This window comes from Streptomyces niphimycinicus, from assembly GCF_018883605.1.
In the GTDB taxonomy this organism is placed as follows: Bacteria; Actinomycetota; Actinomycetes; order Streptomycetales; family Streptomycetaceae; genus Streptomyces; species Streptomyces niphimycinicus.
In genome coordinates this window covers 13141-29867 of the sequence record NZ_JAHLEM010000002.1, presented here as the reverse complement: position 1 = coordinate 29867, position 16727 = coordinate 13141, and the positions used below count along the sequence as shown (strand labels likewise).

17 protein-coding genes are annotated in these 16727 nt (G+C 68.3%); 4 read left to right on the top strand and 13 right to left on the bottom strand.

Annotated elements, in window-relative coordinates; translation table 11 throughout:
- From cofG to KN815_RS52000, 7 genes are all read right to left on the bottom strand, one after another.
- Window positions 1–1633 (bottom strand): 7,8-didemethyl-8-hydroxy-5-deazariboflavin synthase CofG (cofG, locus tag KN815_RS00355; protein WP_216338980.1); only part of this gene is annotated, 1633 nt, incomplete at its 3' end.
- 252 nt (window positions 1634–1885) lie between these two features.
- Entirely contained in the window at window positions 1886–2545 is a 660-nt protein-coding gene (gene npdG / locus KN815_RS00350; RefSeq protein WP_253208649.1) for an NADPH-dependent F420 reductase, read from the bottom strand.
- A 203-nt stretch (window positions 2546–2748) separates the two neighbouring features.
- Entirely contained in the window at window positions 2749–4275 is a 1527-nt protein-coding gene (locus tag KN815_RS00345; RefSeq protein ID WP_216338976.1) for a class I adenylate-forming enzyme family protein, read from the bottom strand.
- A 159-nt stretch (window positions 4276–4434) separates the two neighbouring features.
- Window positions 4435–4983 carry a nuclear transport factor 2 family protein gene (locus KN815_RS00340; RefSeq protein WP_216338974.1) on the bottom strand — a complete coding sequence of 183 codons (549 nt, stop codon included), beginning with the start codon at window positions 4981–4983 and terminating at the stop codon, window positions 4435–4437.
- Between the two features lie 33 nt (window positions 4984–5016).
- A complete protein-coding gene (locus tag KN815_RS00335; protein WP_216338987.1) occupies window positions 5017–5871 on the bottom strand; it encodes a fumarylacetoacetate hydrolase family protein in 855 nt (284 codons plus the stop codon).
- 10 nt (window positions 5872–5881) lie between these two features.
- Window positions 5882–6856: a quinone oxidoreductase family protein gene (locus KN815_RS00330; protein WP_216338972.1), complete on the bottom strand. Its 975-nt coding sequence runs from the start codon at window positions 6854–6856 to the stop codon at window positions 5882–5884.
- Between the two features lie 187 nt (window positions 6857–7043).
- On the bottom strand, window positions 7044–7358 hold the full coding sequence (locus tag KN815_RS52000; RefSeq protein ID WP_216338970.1) for a hypothetical protein: 315 nt from the start codon (window positions 7356–7358) through the stop codon (window positions 7044–7046).
- A gap of 62 nt (window positions 7359–7420) precedes the next feature.
- On the opposite strand from KN815_RS52000, the gene KN815_RS00320 reads away from it, so the two are divergent.
- Entirely contained in the window at window positions 7421–8119 is a 699-nt protein-coding gene (locus tag KN815_RS00320; RefSeq protein WP_216338968.1) for a GntR family transcriptional regulator, read from the top strand.
- 208 nt (window positions 8120–8327) lie between these two features.
- Here KN815_RS00320 and KN815_RS00315 read toward each other — a convergent pair whose 3' ends face one another.
- A complete protein-coding gene (locus KN815_RS00315; RefSeq protein WP_216338966.1) occupies window positions 8328–9191 on the bottom strand; it encodes a LysR family transcriptional regulator in 864 nt (287 codons plus the stop codon).
- A gap of 208 nt (window positions 9192–9399) precedes the next feature.
- On the opposite strand from KN815_RS00315, the gene KN815_RS00310 reads away from it, so the two are divergent.
- Window positions 9400–10272, top strand: a complete 873-nt coding sequence (locus KN815_RS00310) for an aldo/keto reductase family oxidoreductase (RefSeq protein WP_216338964.1) — start codon at window positions 9400–9402, stop codon at window positions 10270–10272.
- Between the two features lie 67 nt (window positions 10273–10339).
- Here KN815_RS00310 and KN815_RS00305 read toward each other — a convergent pair whose 3' ends face one another.
- A complete protein-coding gene (locus KN815_RS00305) occupies window positions 10340–10510 on the bottom strand; it encodes a hypothetical protein (RefSeq protein WP_216338962.1) in 171 nt (56 codons plus the stop codon).
- Between the two features lie 74 nt (window positions 10511–10584).
- On the opposite strand from KN815_RS00305, the gene KN815_RS00300 reads away from it, so the two are divergent.
- Entirely contained in the window at window positions 10585–11628 is a 1044-nt protein-coding gene (locus tag KN815_RS00300; RefSeq protein ID WP_216338960.1) for an alpha/beta hydrolase, read from the top strand.
- A 375-nt stretch (window positions 11629–12003) separates the two neighbouring features.
- Here the strand turns inward: KN815_RS00300 and KN815_RS00295 are convergent, their stop codons facing one another.
- Genes KN815_RS00295 through KN815_RS00280 form a run of 4 tightly spaced genes read right to left on the bottom strand, consistent with a single transcriptional unit; the run spans window position 12004 to window position 15377 of the window.
- Entirely contained in the window at window positions 12004–12855 is an 852-nt protein-coding gene (locus tag KN815_RS00295; protein ID WP_253208647.1) for an SMP-30/gluconolactonase/LRE family protein, read from the bottom strand.
- Window positions 12852–13274, bottom strand: coding sequence for a hypothetical protein (locus KN815_RS00290; RefSeq protein ID WP_216338958.1), 423 nt, complete (start codon window positions 13272–13274; stop codon window positions 12852–12854). Before KN815_RS00290 ends, KN815_RS00295 begins: the two co-directional genes overlap by 4 nt.
- Window positions 13271–14146, bottom strand: a complete 876-nt coding sequence (locus KN815_RS00285) for a fumarylacetoacetate hydrolase family protein (protein WP_216338956.1) — start codon at window positions 14144–14146, stop codon at window positions 13271–13273. Before KN815_RS00285 ends, KN815_RS00290 begins: the two co-directional genes overlap by 4 nt.
- A 28-nt stretch (window positions 14147–14174) precedes the next feature.
- A complete protein-coding gene (locus KN815_RS00280; RefSeq protein ID WP_253208646.1) occupies window positions 14175–15377 on the bottom strand; it encodes a mandelate racemase/muconate lactonizing enzyme family protein in 1203 nt (400 codons plus the stop codon).
- A 384-nt stretch (window positions 15378–15761) separates the two neighbouring features.
- Between KN815_RS00280 and KN815_RS00275 the strand changes: the two genes are divergently transcribed.
- A complete protein-coding gene (locus KN815_RS00275; protein ID WP_216338954.1) occupies window positions 15762–16556 on the top strand; it encodes an SDR family NAD(P)-dependent oxidoreductase in 795 nt (264 codons plus the stop codon).
- The last annotated feature ends 171 nt before the right edge of the window (window positions 16557–16727 follow it).

Here is a 16727-nt window from a genome sequence, read left to right as displayed (position 1 = left end):
AGGCGCAGAAGCGGCAGCCGGTGTAGCAGACATTGGTGAAGTTGATGTTCCGGGTGACGATATAGGTGACGTCGTCGCCGACCGCCGCCCGGCGCAGATCGTCGGCGATGCGGCACAGCGCGTCCAGCGCCGGGCCGTCCGCGTGCAGCAGGGCCAGGGCCTCGGCGTCGGTGAGCCGGGTGGGGTCGTCGGCCGCCGTCGCCAGGGCCTGGCGGACGTCGGTGTCGACGCGCTCGGGGACCATGCCGGGGGCGGCCGCGGCGCGCAGTTCGGCCCAGTCGCCGTAGACCTCGTCGAAGTCGTCGCGACGGTCGCAGGTGCGGCCCTCGGTGTCGATCGCGGTGTGCAGATCCGTACGGCCGGAGGGGACGAATACCTCCTCCCGCTCCTGCCAGGGGTGGCCCTCGAGCACCGCGTCCGGGCGGGCGAGGCCGGTCTGCGCGTCGGCCAGGGCACTCACGTGCGGGCGCAGCCGCGGGTCCAGCCAGGGCTCGCCGCGCCGCACGAACTCCGGGTAGACGCACAGGCGTTCACGCAGCTCGAAGCCGGCCGCCGCGGACCTCGCCGCCAGCTCCTCGAGCTGCGGCCAGGGCCGCTCGGGGTTGACGTGGTCGATGGTCAGCGGGGAGACCCCGCCCCAGTCGTCGATACCGGCGCCGATCAGCCGCTCGTACTCGGCGTCGACGAGGTTGGGCGGGGCCTGAAGGCATGCGCTCGGGCCCATGATGTGCCGGGCGACGGCCACCGTGGCCACCAGCTCGTCCAGTTCGGCGTCCGGTATGCCGCGCATCGCGGTGCCGGGCTTGGCGCGGAAGTTCTGGATGATCAGTTCCTGGATGCCGTGGTACGCGCGCGCCACCTTGCGCAGCGCGAACAGCGACTCCGCCCGCTCCTCGTAGGTCTCCCCGATGCCGATGAGGATGCCGGAGGTGAAGGGGACGGAGGAGCGGCCCGCGTCCTCCAGCACCCGCAGCCGGACGGCCGGTTCCTTGTCCGGGGAGCCGTGGTGCGGGCCGCCGGGCTCGGACCACAGCCGGGTCGCGGTCGTCTCCAGCATCATGCCCATCGAGGGCGCGACCGGCTTCAGGCGCTGGAGGTCCGTCCACGACATGACGCCCGGGTTGAGGTGGGGCAGCAGGCCCGTCTCCTCCAGGATGCGGACACAGATGGCGCGGACGTAGGCGATGGTGTCGTCGTAGCCGTGCGCGTCGAGCCACTCGCGCGCCTGTGGCCAGCGCTCCTCGGGCTTGTCGCCGAGGGTGATCAGGGCTTCCTTGCAGCCGAGGGCGGCGCCCTTGCGGGCGATGTCGAGGACCTCGTCCGGCGACATGAACATCCCGTGCCCGGCGCGGCGCAGCTTGCCGGGCACGGTGGCGAAGGTGCAGTAGTGGCACTTGTCCCGGCACAGCCGGGTCAGCGGGATGAAGACGCTCTTCGAGTACGTGATCACGCCGGGGCGGCCCGCCGCGTCGAGGCCCGCGTCGCGGACCCGGGCGGCGGACTCCGCGAGGCCGGTGAGGGCCTCGCCGCGCGCCTGGAGCAGGACGGCGGCCTCGGTGACGTCCAGGGCGACGCCGTCCCGGGCGCGTTTGAGAGCGCGACGCATGGAGTTCTCGGTGAGGACCACTGGCATTTCTCCAGATTGCGATCATGTCCGCTGTGAAGGGCAAGCGGCGCGAGCCGCAAACTGATCCGGCAGGCGGCGCAGGGCTCGCCCGTCATGCCGGTGCCGACTCCCAGGTACGTGGTGTCGAGCTTGATGGTGCGGGCGAGGCCGACGCTGGTGGACATCACCGGCCTGCCGCTGCGCGAGGTGACCGTCGCCGAGCGGGGCGGCCTACGGATCGGTGCGCTGGTACGGATGGACAGCCCCCGACCTGGTTGGTCAGTTGTGAGAATCCGTGATCCGCAACCCCGCATGAATCTTGTAGCGGTGATTGATCGCGATGAGGATGGCGGTCAGTGCCTCGACCTGGCCCGCATTGCGAAGCCGCCCGCCATGGATGCCCCGGACACCGGGAATCGCGTCGGCCAGCCTGCACACCACGTCGTTGGCGTTGGGGTCGTCACCGAGAACCAGGACATCGAGGTCCATGCTGGACACTTTGGGGTCGCTCAGCAACACCGCGGAGACGTGGTGAAAGGCGGCGACCACCCGGGATTCTGGGAGCAGATCAGCGGCCCGCACCGCGACGCCGGGCACGTCGGCAGCGTAGGGCCCGTTCCGGTCGAATCCCAACGGGTTCACACAGTCGATCACGATCTTGCCGGCCAGTTCCGGACGCAGCGTCTCCAGGGTCTCGTCATGAGCGGCCCAGGGGACTGCGATGAGCACGACATCGCTGATCTCCGCACACGTGGCATTGTCGAGGCCGATAACGGTGCCCGATCCAGACTCCGCTCGCAGCTCCTTGGCGGCCGCGGCTGCCCTGGCCACGTCTCGTGAGCCGATCGCGACGGACAGACCTGCGTTCGCCCACCGGTAGGCCAAGCCACGCCCTTGGTGGCCCGTCCCGCCGATCACACCGACGGTGATGGAGGCCATCCCTGCTTCTGATGTCGCATCGTGATTCTCGAGTCGCCCGACGGAGTCGAGAACGGGCCGGGTCAGGTTCTCTCGCGACATCGAACCAGGGGTCCTTTCTGGCTGCGAGCTGGTCCCGGTTGGGGGCGCGGAAGCGGCAGCTCGTGGTGTCTGGTTTCAGGTGTTCAGGGGGCCTGGTCGTGCTGAGGTGTTTCCCCGTGGCGTCACCGAATGATCTGGCGGTCTGCCAGGTGTGTCTCCTGGCGGAGTTGCCTTTTGACAATCTTTCCGGTGGCGTTCTTCGGCAGATCGTCGACGAAGACAACCGACCTCGGCTTCTTGAACGAAGCGAGGTGCGCTTTGCAGAGCTCGACGAGCTCATCCGCGCCTAGGGTTTGGTCCGTTACGACGAAAGCGACGACGGACTCTCCCCACTCGCTGTCCGGAACTCCGACAACCGCGACTTCACGCACTGCCGGATGGGTGAGCAGGACCTCTTCGACCTCGCGCGGATAGACATTGGATCCGCCCGTGATGATGACGTCCTTCGCACGGTCGGTCAGGTAGAGGTGCCCGTCATCCGGGTCGAGATGACCGATGTCACCGGTGTGCAGCCAACCGTCCACGAGCGTCTCCGCGGTGGCTTTCGGGTTCTTCCAGTAGCCGTTCATGACCACGGCGCTCCGGACGATGACCTCACCGTCACTTCCATCGGGGACGGGAGAACCGTCCTGCGCGACGATGCGGAGGTCCATTCCAGCGAAGGGGCGGCCACAGGAGCCGGGATGAGCGAGGGCTTCCCCAGGGGGCATCACCGTGATGGTCATGGGAGCCTCTCCCTGACCGTACATCTGGGTGATGATTGGTCCGAAAGCGTTCACCGCGGCGCGCAAGTCCTCCTGGTAGAGGGGGGCGCCGCCGACGACGATGCTGCGCAGGCCCGACAAGTCGTACTGTGCGAACTGAGGGCTGCGCACGATCCTGTTCAACATTGTCGGCGCGAGGAACGCCGCGTGTGTGATCTTGTGGCTCTCGATCTGCCCGAGATAGTCGCCTGGCGAGAAGTTGCCGGAAGGCGAGATCACATTCGTCGCCCCGCGGCCGATCGCGGGGAGGAGGTAGAGGCCGCTGCCGTGGGTGAGCGGGGCGGCATGCAGGAAAGAACTGCCGGGAGCAACCGGATCTATATCGGCGTGGTAGGCGGCGGTCATCGCAGCCAGGTTGCGGTGACTCAACATGGCGCCTTTGGGCCTGCCGGTGGTGCCGGAGGTGTAGAACAGCCATGCTGGATCCGCGTCGTTGACGGCCGCCATGTCGAGCGGCCGAGCGGCGGGTACGGCTGAATACGCGGTGCTCGCGTTCGTCCCCTCGGCGGCCGTGGCCCGAATGATCCGGACCTGCGGCGGAAGCATGTCCGCCGCGGCAGAGGTCTCCGCCGAGACGAGGATCGCCGCGGCGCCGCTTTGCTCCACCACGTAGGCGATCTCGTCGGGGTGGAGGTGCCAGTTCAGCGGGACCGCGACGAATCCGCCCCAGAAACACGCCCAGAGCATCTCGACGAGTTCGGGCCGGTTGGGCAGGAGCAGCGCGACCCGATCACCAGGCCGCAGACCGAGCCGGCGCAATCCGGCCGCCACTCTTGCCACCCGATCGACAAGTTCGGGGTAACTGGTCCTGCGGCCCCCGAAGACAAGGGCGTCGGCGCCGCCGGCGCGGCGGCTGCCGTCGACGAGCAGGTGGGCGACGTTCAAGGCGTTCTCCGTGGGTTCACTGTGTGATAGCTGAATGGATCGCCGTCAGGCCGGCGAGCCCTCAGATTCGAGGGCTCGCCCAGAGCGGTCAGCTTGACGAGACAACTGGTACTTTCGCCCTGAAGGCGGAGAGCGGCTGAACGGGTGACAGAGCCGATCTCACCACTGCCCGTAGTGCGGGCCGTCGGGGTAGTCGGTGACGACAGCTCCTTCAGGAATGTCGTCGGCATCGCGGGGACCGCGGAATTCCCGGGACATCTCGTATGCGATCTCCCGCGCGATCCGGCCACCGCGCATCTCGAAGCAATGAACGAGGCGCATGCTCACCCGGTCACCGGGCTTGAACCCGAGGTTCGGCATTCCGTCCCCGACCACGGTGAGGTCGCAGATCTGGTCGTCGAAGACGTAGTCCTCGGTGGCGAAGCGGCGAAGCGTCGTGGTCCGGTTGAAGTGCACTGTCTCGAAAATCGCCAGGTAGGCTTCTTTCACGGTGGCAGCGTCTTTGTACACCTGACCACGGAACGGTGCTTCCCAAACGATGTCGTCGGTGTAGAGCGCGATCGCTTTGTCGACACTTTCCGGGTTCTCGTTGTGGAAATGTGCCTCGACGACCCGGAGATTGTGCGCAATAAGCTCCTCGCGGCTCAGGGTCGATACATCGACCTCGAGAAGGTCGCCGGTGTCAGCGGGGTGTTCGCTCGTCGTCATGGTCTTTCCTCCTTGCGATGCAGTGTGGGCGGTTCAGCGATCGGCGGTGAAGACCTGACGGATCTCGCCGATGCCTTCGACCCAGCTACGGAGTTCCTCCCCGGGCTGGAGGTAACGCTGCGGTTGACGGGCGAGGCCGACTCCCGCGGGTGTGCCGGTGAAGATCAGGTCGCCGGGATAGAGGGTCACGCCGTGCGACAGCGATGAGATCAGCTCCGGCACGTCGAAGATCAGGTCACTGGTGCGGCCTCGCTGGACCACGTCGCCGTCGATCGCGCAGCCGAGCTCGAGGTTGTCCGGATCGGACAGCTCGTCCGGCGTGACCAACCACGGGCCGACCGGTGCGAAACCCGCGTACGACTTGCCGAAGCTGAACTGCGGTGCGGGTCCCTGTAGCTGAGAGATTCGTTCCGAGAGGTCCTGTCCGACGGCGAGTCCCGCAACGCTGCCCCAGGCTTCGGCCTTACCGACCCCCTTGGTTTCCCGCCCGATCACGACGACGAGTTCCACTTCCCAGTCCGTTTTCCCGTTGGCTGGAAGCGTGACGGTCGTGTCGGGTCCGGTCAGCGACGACCGGAACTTGGTGAAGACCGGGGGCAGCCGGTCCGGAAGGTCGAACCCGGACTCCGCGGCGTGGTCGCGGTAGTTCAGGCCGATCGCGAAGATCTGCCGAGGCTCCGGGGAGGGGGCTCCCAGACGCGACCGATGGAGTGTCAGAACGCTGTCCGTGGGGTTCACAGTGGCTGCCCAGTCGACGAACACGTCCCAGACGCCGTAGACCGACGCGGGGTTGGACCCGAACTTGCCGTTGCTGGCCGATTCGACGTCGATGCCCGTGGTGTCGTTCAGGACGATGGTGGCTCGGCCATCGTGGTTGGCGAAACGCATGGATCTCCGATCATTTGGTGCCGGTGCCGACGGTGTCGGCACCGGTTGGACCGTGGGGAAGCAGAACCGGCCGTCCGTGTACGCCACGCTCGGCCGCGGCGAACGCCTGTGCTGCCTCTCCCAGGGAATAGGTGGCGTAGACAGGCGTTGGGCGAAGGCTGCCGTCCCCGAAACCGGGGGCGAGTTCGCGCAGTCGGGCGGCTGCCGACGCCTGAGTCAGCCGGCCGGTGTGCAGGCCGAGCAGGTGCAGTTCCTTGCGGTAGAAATCCAGCAGATCGATGGCGGCGACTGAGTCCTGCGGCGGGCTGCTGAGCAGGCAGATCTTGCCGCGCGCGCCCATGGCGCGGGTGATGTCCGCCGTCAGGGGGCCACCCACGACGTCGACGGCGGATGTGGCGCCTGCCGGTCCTGCGGCGTCCACAAGACGATCTCCCGGTGACAGATCGGCGTCGATCACCCTGTCCATCCCGGCGGCAACTGCCAGGCTGACTTCGTCGGCCCCTTTGACGACGCCGATCACGCGTCGTGCGCCGCGCCAGCGGGCCACATCAGCGGCGGCCGCTCCGACTCCTCCCACGGCACCGGTCACGATCACCGTCGACTCGCGTCCGACCGGACCAGTCAGCCGTAGTGCGGCAGCGGCAGTGAGGTAGGACAGCGCGGAGGCTGCGGCCTCGGTGAAAGACAGCCCTGCCGGCATCGGGGTCACCGCTGTTCCCGCCGCCGCGAGGTACTGGGCGTAGGCGCCGTCGCAGGACAGGCCGATCTCGCCACCCGCTCCCCAGACGGAACGGCCCAGGAGCTCGCGCCTGCCCGCGACTACAACGCCGGCGAAGGCTCGCCCGAGAACGCGAGGGAACGGCCCCGGAAGGATTCCGCGGCAGGCGAGTGCGTCGCTTCGATTCACCGCGGCGGCACGAACTTCGATCAGTACTTGGTCCGGACCGTCGATGCTCGGTACCGGGATGTCCTCGGCCTGGAGCAATGCCGGCTCCATCGAGGAAACCGCTCTGACTCCGAGCATCACACCGGCGGGCGTCCCGGCCGAGGGAGCCTGGTCCGCGCCGGAGGCACGGGCGGCCTGCCGTCCCATCGTCAACTGCTTCTCCCGTCGTTGGGAGAGCGGCGGCTCCGCTCTACTAATATGTTCATACGCTCCCCATGCGAGCATGTCAATGTAATTTTCGAAAGTTAGCGGCCTGCCACTGCTGGGTGGGCCGGGTGGCGCCCGCGGGCGGCAGACCGGCCGCCTGGCCCAGGAACTGCTCCAGCGCCGGTACGAAGTCGCCGAAGGACGGGCCGCGCAGGTTGAGCAGTGGCCGCAGATCGGGCAGGCGCCGGTCCAGGTGGCAGGATCTTCCGTAACGCGCGGAGGGCCGCGTAGAGGGCCAGGCCGGCGCGCGGACTTTGGGGTCGACCCGGAGCAGGGTGCACGAAAGCCGCGATTGGGGCACCCCGGCCGACGCCGAGGTGGACCGCAAGGTCATGTCGCACCAAGGGTTTCGAAAGTCGCCGCAGCTTACCCATAAGCCAGGTAAAATGATGGACCATGGCGAAAGAAGGTCGATCGGCGACACGCGCGGCCGCTGTGCATCAGAGGCTGAGGGACGACATCCTAGGGGGACGGCTCCGCCCTAGTGAACGTCTGAAGTTCCAGCAGATTTGCGAGGATTACAAAACCTCGGTAGGTGCCGCGCGCGAGGCACTGACCCGACTGGCATCAGAGGGACTCGTCCGCTCGCAGCCCAATTTTGGCTACATGGTGACACCGCTGTCCCTCGAAGATCTCGAGGATCTCACGACTGCACGCGTGGAGCTGGAGTGCATGGCTCTGCGCATGTCGATCGAGAAGGGTGACCGGCAGTGGGAGGCCAACGCGGTCGCCGCACATCACCTGCTTGCCCGGACCCCCTTCACCTCATCTGAACAGCCCAGCCGCCCAACGGACGAGTGGGCGCGAGTTCACACCGAGTTCCATTTCGCCCTGGTCGCAGGCTGCCCGAACCGACGCATACTGCAGATGGCCCGGAGTCTTCGCGAGGAGGCGGGTCTTTACCAGCTCTGGTCGGTTTCATTCCAGCGGAAACCGGATCGCGACGGTGCAGCCGAACACCGGGCACTCCTCGAGGCGTCCGTCGACCGGGATGCCGAGCGCGCCGCACTCCTGCTCCGCGAGCACCTCCAGCACACGGCACGGCTGCTGCAAGCAGACGGCCTTCACGAGCTGCACGCCCCATCCGAGGAATGACAGGTCGCGGGCGGGGACTTGGCCATCTCGCGGGCCGGGGCCGCGACGCTGCGCCGACCCGCCCGTCCCGTGACCAGCCCGGCACGTCTTCTGCCGGCATGAAGGTCGGCAGTGCGCGCGCCCCTGGGCGGGCGGCAGTGAAGTGTGGGCGCCGACGGTCAGGCGGCGGGCCATCAGGGTGACGGCGCGGTGTGAAGGCACGAGGGGGTCATAGCCGTGTGGCTGCGCGGACCAGCCCCGCGAGGGCGAGGGAGCGGCTGTGCGCGGGCCACGCGATGTGCGTGACGACGGGGGGTGCGTCGGTCAGGGGGACGGCGGTGTGCTCGGCCCATAGCCAGGCGCGGGCGGAGTCGGGGAAGACGGCCACGGTGCGTCCGAGGGCGATCAGTTGGGCAAGCTGCGTCTGATCGTGGATCTCGGGGCCCGGACCGGGTGGGTAGACGCCGTTACGGGACCAACGGGCGAGCGGAAGATCGGGGATGCCGCTGACGTCGGCCAGGGACAGAGTCTTGTGCGCGGCGAGGGGGTGCCCGGCGGGCAGGATGGCGATCTGCCCCTCGGTCATCAGTTCCTCGCTGTCGAACCCGGTGAGGGAGTTGAACGGCTTGTGCATGAGCGCCACGTCGGCCCGGCCATCGCGCAGCATCTCTTCCTGCTCGCAGGTACCGCTCGGCAGCACGTCGATCTCGGCGGCGTCCGGCTCGGCCGCGTAGGCGTCGAGGAGCTTGTGCAGCAACTCGTGGGACGAGGCGGCCTTCACCGCCAGCACCAGGCGGTTGCGGGGGCCTCTCGGGTCGTCAGCGCCACCGGCGCGGCGGGCGCGGCGGGCGGCGGCGGTGATCGCGTCGAGGGCCGCGCTGCCCTCGTACAGCAGCATCTCCCCGGCGCCGGTCAGGGCGACTCCGCGACGGTTGCGTGTCAGCAGGGAGACACCGAGGCGCCGCTCGAGCCGCTGGATCGCCCGGGACAGCGGTGGCTGTGCCATGCCGAGGCGCTCGGCGGCACGGCCGAAGTGCAGTTCCTCGGCCACGGCCAGGAAGTACCTCAGCTCGCGGGTCTCCAAGATGTCCATGGCGACAGCGTACCTCGGTGATACCTTCCAGGTATCACCGAGCGCTGTGTCGGTATTGGATGCGCCGCTGGCCGGCGAGCGAACATCAACGACACGGGCGAAGCGAGATCCGCGCCGGTGGCCGGCGCGGACGAGGTGCCGTCGACGAGCGGCGGACCACGTGACACGCAGCCCATGAAGTATCCGGCTCAGCAGGAAAGACACAGCCATGAACACACTCTCTGCGTCACTCCCCGGCGGCACCTGGCCCCTGGGCGATCTGACCGTCACCCGCTTCGGCTACGGCGCCATGCAGCTCGCCGGCCCTGGGGTCATGGGCCCGCCTGCCGACCGCGACGGCGCACTCGCCGTCCTGCGTGAGGCCGCCGACCTCGGGATCACCCACATCGACACCTCCGGCGCCTACGGGCCGCACGTCACCAATCGGCTGATCCGGGAAGCACTGCACCCCTACCCCGAATCGCTGCACATCGTGACCAAGGTCGGCGCGGTCCGCGATGAGCAGGGCGGCTGGCCCCCTGCCCGGCAGCCCGAGGACCTGCGCCGCGCCGTCCACGAGAACCTCGAGGACCTCGGCCTCGACGTGCTCGATGTGGTCAACCTCCGGCTCGGCGACGCCCAGGGCCCTCGGCCCGGTTCGCTCGCCGAGCCCTTCGAGGCTCTCGTCGAACTCCAGCAGCAAGGTCTGATCCGGCATCTGGGAGTGAGCAACGCGACGGCGGAACAGGTCGCCGAGGCGCAGGTGATCGCGCCGATCGTGTGCGTGCAGAACATGTACAACCTCGCCCACCGCCACGACGACGAGTTGATCGACGAACTCGCCGACAGGGGCATCGCCTACGTGCCCTTCTTCCCGCTCGGCGGCTTCACCCCGCTGCAATCCACGGCGCTTTCCGCCGTGGCCACCCGGCTGGACGCGACGCCGATGTCGGTCGCCCTGGCCTGGCTGCTGCACCGGTCGCCGAACATCCTGCTCATTCCCGGCACCTCGTCAGTGGTACACCTGCGCGAGAACGCCGCCGGTACGGGACTCTCGCTCTCCGACGAGGAACTCGCCGAGTTGGACAAGATCGGCCGCTAGGGCCTGCTCCGGGTGAGATCACCCGGTGAGGCAGAACTGCGGATCCAGAGCAGGGAACCGCGGAACTTCATGCCCCGAGCATGTCGACGGCGTCGTGGCGGGCCCGGGCCACGGCGGCGTCCACGCTGGCCAGGGCTGAGGTCGACCTGTCCGCGCGCTGCGGCCTCGGCATCACGCCGCCCATCAGCGAGCCGAAGACGCCCAGATCACCGGCGGTCACGGCTCGATCAACGCCCATTCGCCATCCGTCGTGACGCCTGCTCGGGCTTCATCCGAGGCTGAGCCTCGGCCAAGACAGCAAGGACCTCTCCCATGCCCTCGACCAAGCCCCGAAACCGCGCGGCCCGCTTCACCGTGGGCGCGGCGTCCGCCGCGTTGCTCGTCACCGCCGGCGCGATCACGTCCCCAAGCGCGTCCGCCGCCCCCGAGCGCGTATCGGGCTTCACCCGCCACATCATCACCCAGAAGGTCTCACTCACCGGCAGTGGACCGGCCGACCAGACGCTGAGCGCCGTGGAATACCAACCGACCCACGCCCGCGTGAAGGGCATTCAGGTGATGATCCCGGGCGTCACCTACGACCACCGGTACTTCGATCTCAAGACAGACCGCGGCTGGATCTCGCAAGCACGCGAGGCGGCCGAGGACGGCTGGATCACCGTCGCCGTGGACCGCCTCGGAACCGGCAACTCCAGCAGCCCGGCCGCGGACAAGCTGAACGGCACGACCCACTCCGCCACCATCCATCAACTGATCACCAAGCTGAGGACCGCCCACAAAGGGCTGCCGGTCGCACTGGTCGGCCACTCCATGGGAAGCGCGGTCGCCCTCCAGGAAGCCGCGTCCTACAAGGACGTCGACGCTGTCGTCGTCACCGGATTCATGCACCATGCCGGCTCCGGCGGGCTGCTGTTCAACGCCGCGATGCACCCCGCCGCCGAAGATCCCGCGTTCGCCGGCCGCGCGATACCGGACGGCGCCCTCACCACCCGGGACGGCATGCGCCATCTGCTCTACTGGCCGTTCAACGCCGACCTGAGCACCGTAAAGGCCGACGATGCGGCCAAACAGATCACCACCGTGGGGGAGTCCACCTCCTTCGTGGACGAGCAGAGCAACGACACGTACGGCAAGAAGGTCAACGTTCCCGTCCTGTCGCTCGTGGGCCGGCACGATGGCCTGTTCTTCGACCCCGCCGACCTGAGCAAGACCCTCACAGCGGAGACCGCCGCCTACCCGGCCAGCCCTGCCGTCGACGTGAAGTCCATTCCCGGAGCCGGTCACGACCTGGCCCTCCAGCGCAACGCCGACAGCACCACCAACACCATCGACAAGTGGCTGTCCCGCAAGCTCTAGGAACACGCAGCCCGGCCCCCAGCAAGACCAGGGACAGCAGGGGTTCGATCAGCCTCCACTCCGCGGCGGTGGTGTCGAAAGGACAGCAGCGTAAACGGGCGGTCGAGGGGCCGGGGTTCACGGACACCGAGGCCGGTGCGGTTCAGGTATCACCGTTCCCAGCCCGACCGGCAGCCCGCCTCCGGCGCGGCCAGTCCCGCCACGGCGGCCGCCGACCCGGAGTCGCAGCTCGCCGCGCCTGCCGGACCGGTGCGCATACGGGAGGCCGGCCAGCCCTGCGCCCACACCGCACTCGTCAGGCGGGGTGCCGACGTGTCGTCGCCCGCGTTCGCTACCCGCCGTGGCCGTACCGCCCCGCCGACGCCTCGGACGGTGCTATCCGTTGAACGTGTAGGGAGCGAAGCCGCCCATGTCGGGCGTTGCGATGAATACGGCGCCGGCGGCGATTTCCGGGTGGGTCAGGCCGAAACGTGAAGTGGTGATGCAGAGCTGGGAGTAGTCGGGGCCCACGAAGGTGCAGGCGGTGACTTGTTTGACCGGTACCGCTATCTCGGCGTCGGGTCGTCCTGTGTGGTCGAAGTGCAGCAGCCGCCCGGAGCCGAACATGGCCAGCCAGACGCCGTCGGCCCGGTCGACGGCGATGCCGTCGGGGAACCCCTCGGCTGTGACGTCCGCGAACGGCCGGCGCCCGGCGATTTCGCCGTCCGGGCCGAGTTCGAGGATGTCGATTCTGCCGGTCAGGCTGTCGACGTAGTAGCCGCGTGTGCCGTCTCGGGTCCAGGCCAGCCCGTTCGAGCAGCCGATGCCGTCGATCGCCTGGACGACGCCTCCGGTGGGATCGAGGCGCCACAGCGCGCCGGCGCCCGGTGTCAGGTCGTAGGCCATGGAGCCGCACCAGAAGCGGCCTTGGGGATCGCAGGCTCCGTCATTCATGCGCACGTCCGAGTTGGTCCAGCAGTGCATCGTTCCGGTCACGGTGAAGTGCTCGTTCACCAGGCAGAAGCCGCGTTCCAGGCCGGCTACGAATCCGCCGTCGCGGCGTGGCCGGAGGGCGGCGAGGGTTTCGCCGAAGTGCTCGCGGCGCTTCTCCTGTCCGCCGGCATCGATCAGGACCGCATCGCCGGCCAGCATGTCGAGCACCGCGAGTCCATGGTGGCCGAGCCAGACCGGCCCTTCGCCATGATGGGTCAGGCTGGTGGTGAACTGTTCGGCTTCGATGCGTTTCATGGCCTCTCTCCAATCGGCTCGTCGGTGAGCACGCCCTCCACGCGGTGCGGAATCCGGTCCGGATTGGCGTTGCGAAGCCACGGTGGCAGCGCGTGGTCAGGGGCCGGCTGTCCGTTCGTGACCGGTTCGATCGCGGCGTGGGCGGGGAAGTCCCGCATCGCGGTGCGGTGAGGGTCGCGGATGGCATGGGTGAGCATCACGTCTGCCGGACGGTCGGCGATGAGCGCGGTCCGGCCGATTTCGAAGCCCTGGATCGCGGCGAAGGCGCCAGTCGGCACGCGCTCCGCGGCACTCATGGCGCGCAGGACGGGGGCTGCCGCCCCGGCGGCGGCGAGAACGTCTTCCAGTTCTCGCGGCGTGGTCTCCTCGATCGTGGCCGGGACCGCGCCGTTCATGGGGTGGACACTGGTCATAGTCATCTGGGCAACTCTTCGAACATGTCCCGGTCATCGGTCATGACATTGGACAGGGTCCCGACCTGATCGATGGTGACGATGACCCGGTCCCCGGGGCGCAGTCCCTCACCGAGCGGAGGCACGATGCCGGTTCCGGTGCTCAACACGACGCCATCCGGGAACTGCTCGCCCCGGAAGAGCCATTGGACCAGTTCGCCGTATTGGCGCCGCATGGCGGAAGTCCTTGTCTCGCCGGAGAACACGAGCTCCGGGCCCCGGTACACCGCCATGGTGATGAGCAGGTCCTCCGGTGTGTCGATGGACCACCATGGCGCGATCGCGGTGGACAGCACGCAGCCGCCGGGAAACAACTTCGCCTGCGGCAGATAGATCGGGTTCACCGCCTCGATGCCGCGTGCGGTGAGGTCGTTGCACACGAGCGCGCCCACGATCTCCGCGTGCCGATTGAGGACAAGTGCCAGCTCCGGTTCGCACACCGAGTCGTCGCAGTCCGGGCGCAGGCCACCGGGATCGCCGTCGGTGAGCACCCGCCAGGCGGCGGACTTGAAGAACAGCTCCGGTCGGTCCGCCTCGTACACGTGGTGGTAGATCTCCTCGAAGCCGGACTCTTCGGCGCGAGCGGAGCGGGAGAGCTGGTAGGTGACGCCGGCGCCCCACACCTCGGTGCGGCCATCGACCGGCGCGAGGAGTTCGGCCGCTGCGGAACCGACTCGGCGCCCGCTCGACACGGCCTCCTCCACGGCCCGCCGGATGTCGGCGACTTTGTGTTGCAATACCTCCGCCATTGTGGAAAACGGGAGTTCGACGAGGTATTCGTCCTCATGCACGCCGACTTTCGTCGTCCCGTCCGAAGTACGCCAACGAACAAGCTTCATGGTGACTCCTTTCTCACGAATGCGACGTTCAGGCGGCCTCGAGCCGACTGATCCGGCGTCGGGTCGCCCCGTCCTCGCGGAGTCCCGTCACGAGCTGCAAGCCGAGCCCCGGCTCGTTGGACAGCACCGCCTTCCCCTCGTGGATCCGCGGCAATCCTGTGACTACCCGCGGGTACCACGTCCGCAGATACGCGCGAACGGTCTCCTGGAAGAGGGTGTTGGGCTGCGACATCGCCAGGTGGAAGCAGGCGGCGAGGGTGATCGGGCCGGTGCAGTCGTGTGGGGCGATGGGTATCGCGAACGCGTCCGCGAGGCCGGCCACCTTGCGCGCCTCGGTAATCCCGCCGGTCCACTGCACGTCCAGCGTCGCGTAGGAGATCCTGCCCTGCTGGAGCAAGGGCAGGAAACCGCGCCGGCCCAGCGCCGTCTCACCGAGCGCGATGGGTACCCCGACTTCCTCGCACAGAGCGCCGACCGAGTCGATCGCGTCCGGCCGGATCGGGTCCTCGACCCAGAAGGGCTGGAACGGTTCGAGCGCATGGCAGATCTCGACCGCGGCCCGGCGCGACCACAGGCCGTGCAGCTCGATCATCAGGTCCATATCCAGGCCCACGGCGTCACGGATCTCGCCCACGATGGCCAGGGCCTCGTGCAGATCCCTCGGGCGGATCCGGGTGCCCGCCGATGCCTCGGCGGCCCGGTCGAAGGGCCAGATCTTCATGCCGCGCAGCCCCTCTTCGTAGAGTTCCTTGGCCAGGGCGGCGGGTCTGGTGAGGAATGCGTGCAGGTCCTCGTATGCGCCGGCCGCGGAGTCTCCCCAGTTGGCGGAGGTCTGCCGCGACGTTCGCTGGATGTAGCCGGGTCCGGCACAGGTGTTGTAGACGTCTATGGTGTCGCGGACCGGGCCGCCCAGCAGCCGGGCGAGAGATTTGCCGGTCCGCTTGCCCAGCAGGTCCCAGAGCGCCATGTCGACCGCGCCGTTCCCACGCACCTCGACGCCGCCGCCCTGGAACCCGACATACGGGGCGAGCAGCGCCGCCACTGCCTCGGGGGCCGGATCCTCCCGGCCGAGGAGCAGCGGCACGACATGATCGTGCAGGTACGCCTCGACCGCGGCCGACTGCAAGAAGGAGTCGCCGAGACCGGTCTGGCCGTCATCGGTGTGCAGTACGACGACGCACAAATTGTTCTGGAACTGAGGTCGCAGAGTTTCCAACGCTACGATGCGCATGTACGTCGCATGCCTTTCCGTTGTTTCACCGACAGGGCGTTGATGGGTCGTCCGGGGAATGCGGCCCGGCTTGCGGCCGCGATCCGGGTATGCGGATGCTGAGCTCGTCACGGCAGGCGCTGGTCTCGCGGCGTTTACGACGGCGGTCCACAACGAGTCCGCGCCCGGACTTCTGGCCACGGTGTGCATTGGATCCCTGCCTCCGGCGCGGCAGCGATATCCGCACCCGGAGGTAGAGTGGGACGAAGACTGGTAAGACCGGTCATGCCGCAACGTATACGCGGGACTCTGCGGCGGCGTCAAGCGCCCGCCGATGATTCCCTCACCCGGCCAGGCGTCGCGGCGCTCGGTGCCCACCTGATCCACGGTGATGCGGAGGTTGACATGGAGACGGCTTCGAACTCGGGCCCTTGGGGTCTGGCCGGACGTCGTGTGGTCGTCGCCGGTGCGCTCGGCGGGATCGGACAGGTCATTGCCGCGGCGTTCCGGGAAGCGGGCGCGCACGTCCTGCTGACCGACCTGACCGATGCGAGTGCGGCCGTCGAGGCGGTGACCGCGGCAGGCTTCGACCCGAGGATGTACGCGGCCTGTGACCTCACCTCGGAGGATGAGGTCCGGGCGCTCTGCGACCGGGCGGATGAGGTGTTCGGCGGGCTGCCGGACATCGTCTGCGTGCATGCCGGGGTCGTCGGTTCGCATCCCGTCGTCGACTACCCCATCGCAGCCTTCGACGAGTTGATGAAGGTGAACCTGCGCGGCTCCTTCCTCCTCGCCTCGGAGGCCGCGCGGCGCTGGCTCGCGGTTGAAGCGCCAGGGACCTTGGTATTCACCACGAGTTGGGTGCAGGACGTGCCCTGGCCGGAGATCGGCCCCTACTCGGCCAGCAAGGCCGCCGTCCGGTCGCTGATGCGTACCTTCGCCCGCGAACTCGCCCCGCGGGGCATTCGCAGCAACGCGGTCGCGCCCGGCATCGTCGGCGTCGGCATGGCCAGGCGTCAGTGGGACACCGATCCCGCGTATCGGGCCCGCGCGCAGCGCGCGATCCCCCTCGGCCGCCTCCAGACCCCGGAGTCGGTGGCCGATGCGGTGCTCTTCCTGGCCTCGCCGTTGTCCGCCTACATGACGGGCGCCACGCTACTGGTCGACGGCGGGGCGAGCCTGTATCCGATGGACGAGTGAAGCGTGTCTGGTCATACCAGTTGAAGAAGTGTAGTCTCGCGATTCGCCAAGATCATCCACCCTCGGACCGCGCACTCGCCGTGTCCAGACCGAGCCAGGTCCACCTGCGCCGCACGCACGACATCGCCGGTCCTCCCCACCGCTGCCCCACGATCGCCGATCCCTGTCGAA

Excerpts from the sequence above, each read along its gene's own strand:
- npdG (WP_253208649.1), bottom strand. The coding sequence starts at position 2,545 with ATGGCCTCCATCACCGTCGGTGTGATCGGCGGGACGGGCCACCAAGGG.
- KN815_RS00305 (WP_216338962.1), bottom strand. The coding sequence starts at position 10,510 with ATGGGCGTTGATCGAGCCGTGACCGCCGGTGATCTGGGCGTCTTCGGC.
- KN815_RS00295 (WP_253208647.1), bottom strand. The coding sequence starts at position 12,855 with ATGAAACGCATCGAAGCCGAACAGTTCACCACCAGCCTGACCCATCAT.
- KN815_RS00340 (WP_216338974.1), bottom strand. The coding sequence starts at position 4,983 with ATGACGACGAGCGAACACCCCGCTGACACCGGCGACCTTCTCGAGGTC.
- KN815_RS00290 (WP_216338958.1), bottom strand. The coding sequence starts at position 13,274 with ATGACTATGACCAGTGTCCACCCCATGAACGGCGCGGTCCCGGCCACG.
- KN815_RS52000 (WP_216338970.1), bottom strand. The coding sequence starts at position 7,358 with ATGACCTTGCGGTCCACCTCGGCGTCGGCCGGGGTGCCCCAATCGCGG.
- KN815_RS00280 (WP_253208646.1), bottom strand. The coding sequence starts at position 15,377 with ATGCGCATCGTAGCGTTGGAAACTCTGCGACCTCAGTTCCAGAACAAT.
- KN815_RS00300 (WP_216338960.1), top strand. The coding sequence starts at position 10,585 with ATGCCCTCGACCAAGCCCCGAAACCGCGCGGCCCGCTTCACCGTGGGC.
- KN815_RS00335 (WP_216338987.1), bottom strand. The coding sequence starts at position 5,871 with ATGCGTTTCGCCAACCACGATGGCCGAGCCACCATCGTCCTGAACGAC.
- KN815_RS00310 (WP_216338964.1), top strand. The coding sequence starts at position 9,400 with ATGAACACACTCTCTGCGTCACTCCCCGGCGGCACCTGGCCCCTGGGC.
- KN815_RS00285 (WP_216338956.1), bottom strand. The coding sequence starts at position 14,146 with ATGAAGCTTGTTCGTTGGCGTACTTCGGACGGGACGACGAAAGTCGGC.
- KN815_RS00315 (WP_216338966.1), bottom strand. The coding sequence starts at position 9,191 with ATGGACATCTTGGAGACCCGCGAGCTGAGGTACTTCCTGGCCGTGGCC.
- KN815_RS00275 (WP_216338954.1), top strand. The coding sequence starts at position 15,762 with ATGGAGACGGCTTCGAACTCGGGCCCTTGGGGTCTGGCCGGACGTCGT.
- KN815_RS00320 (WP_216338968.1), top strand. The coding sequence starts at position 7,421 with ATGGCGAAAGAAGGTCGATCGGCGACACGCGCGGCCGCTGTGCATCAG.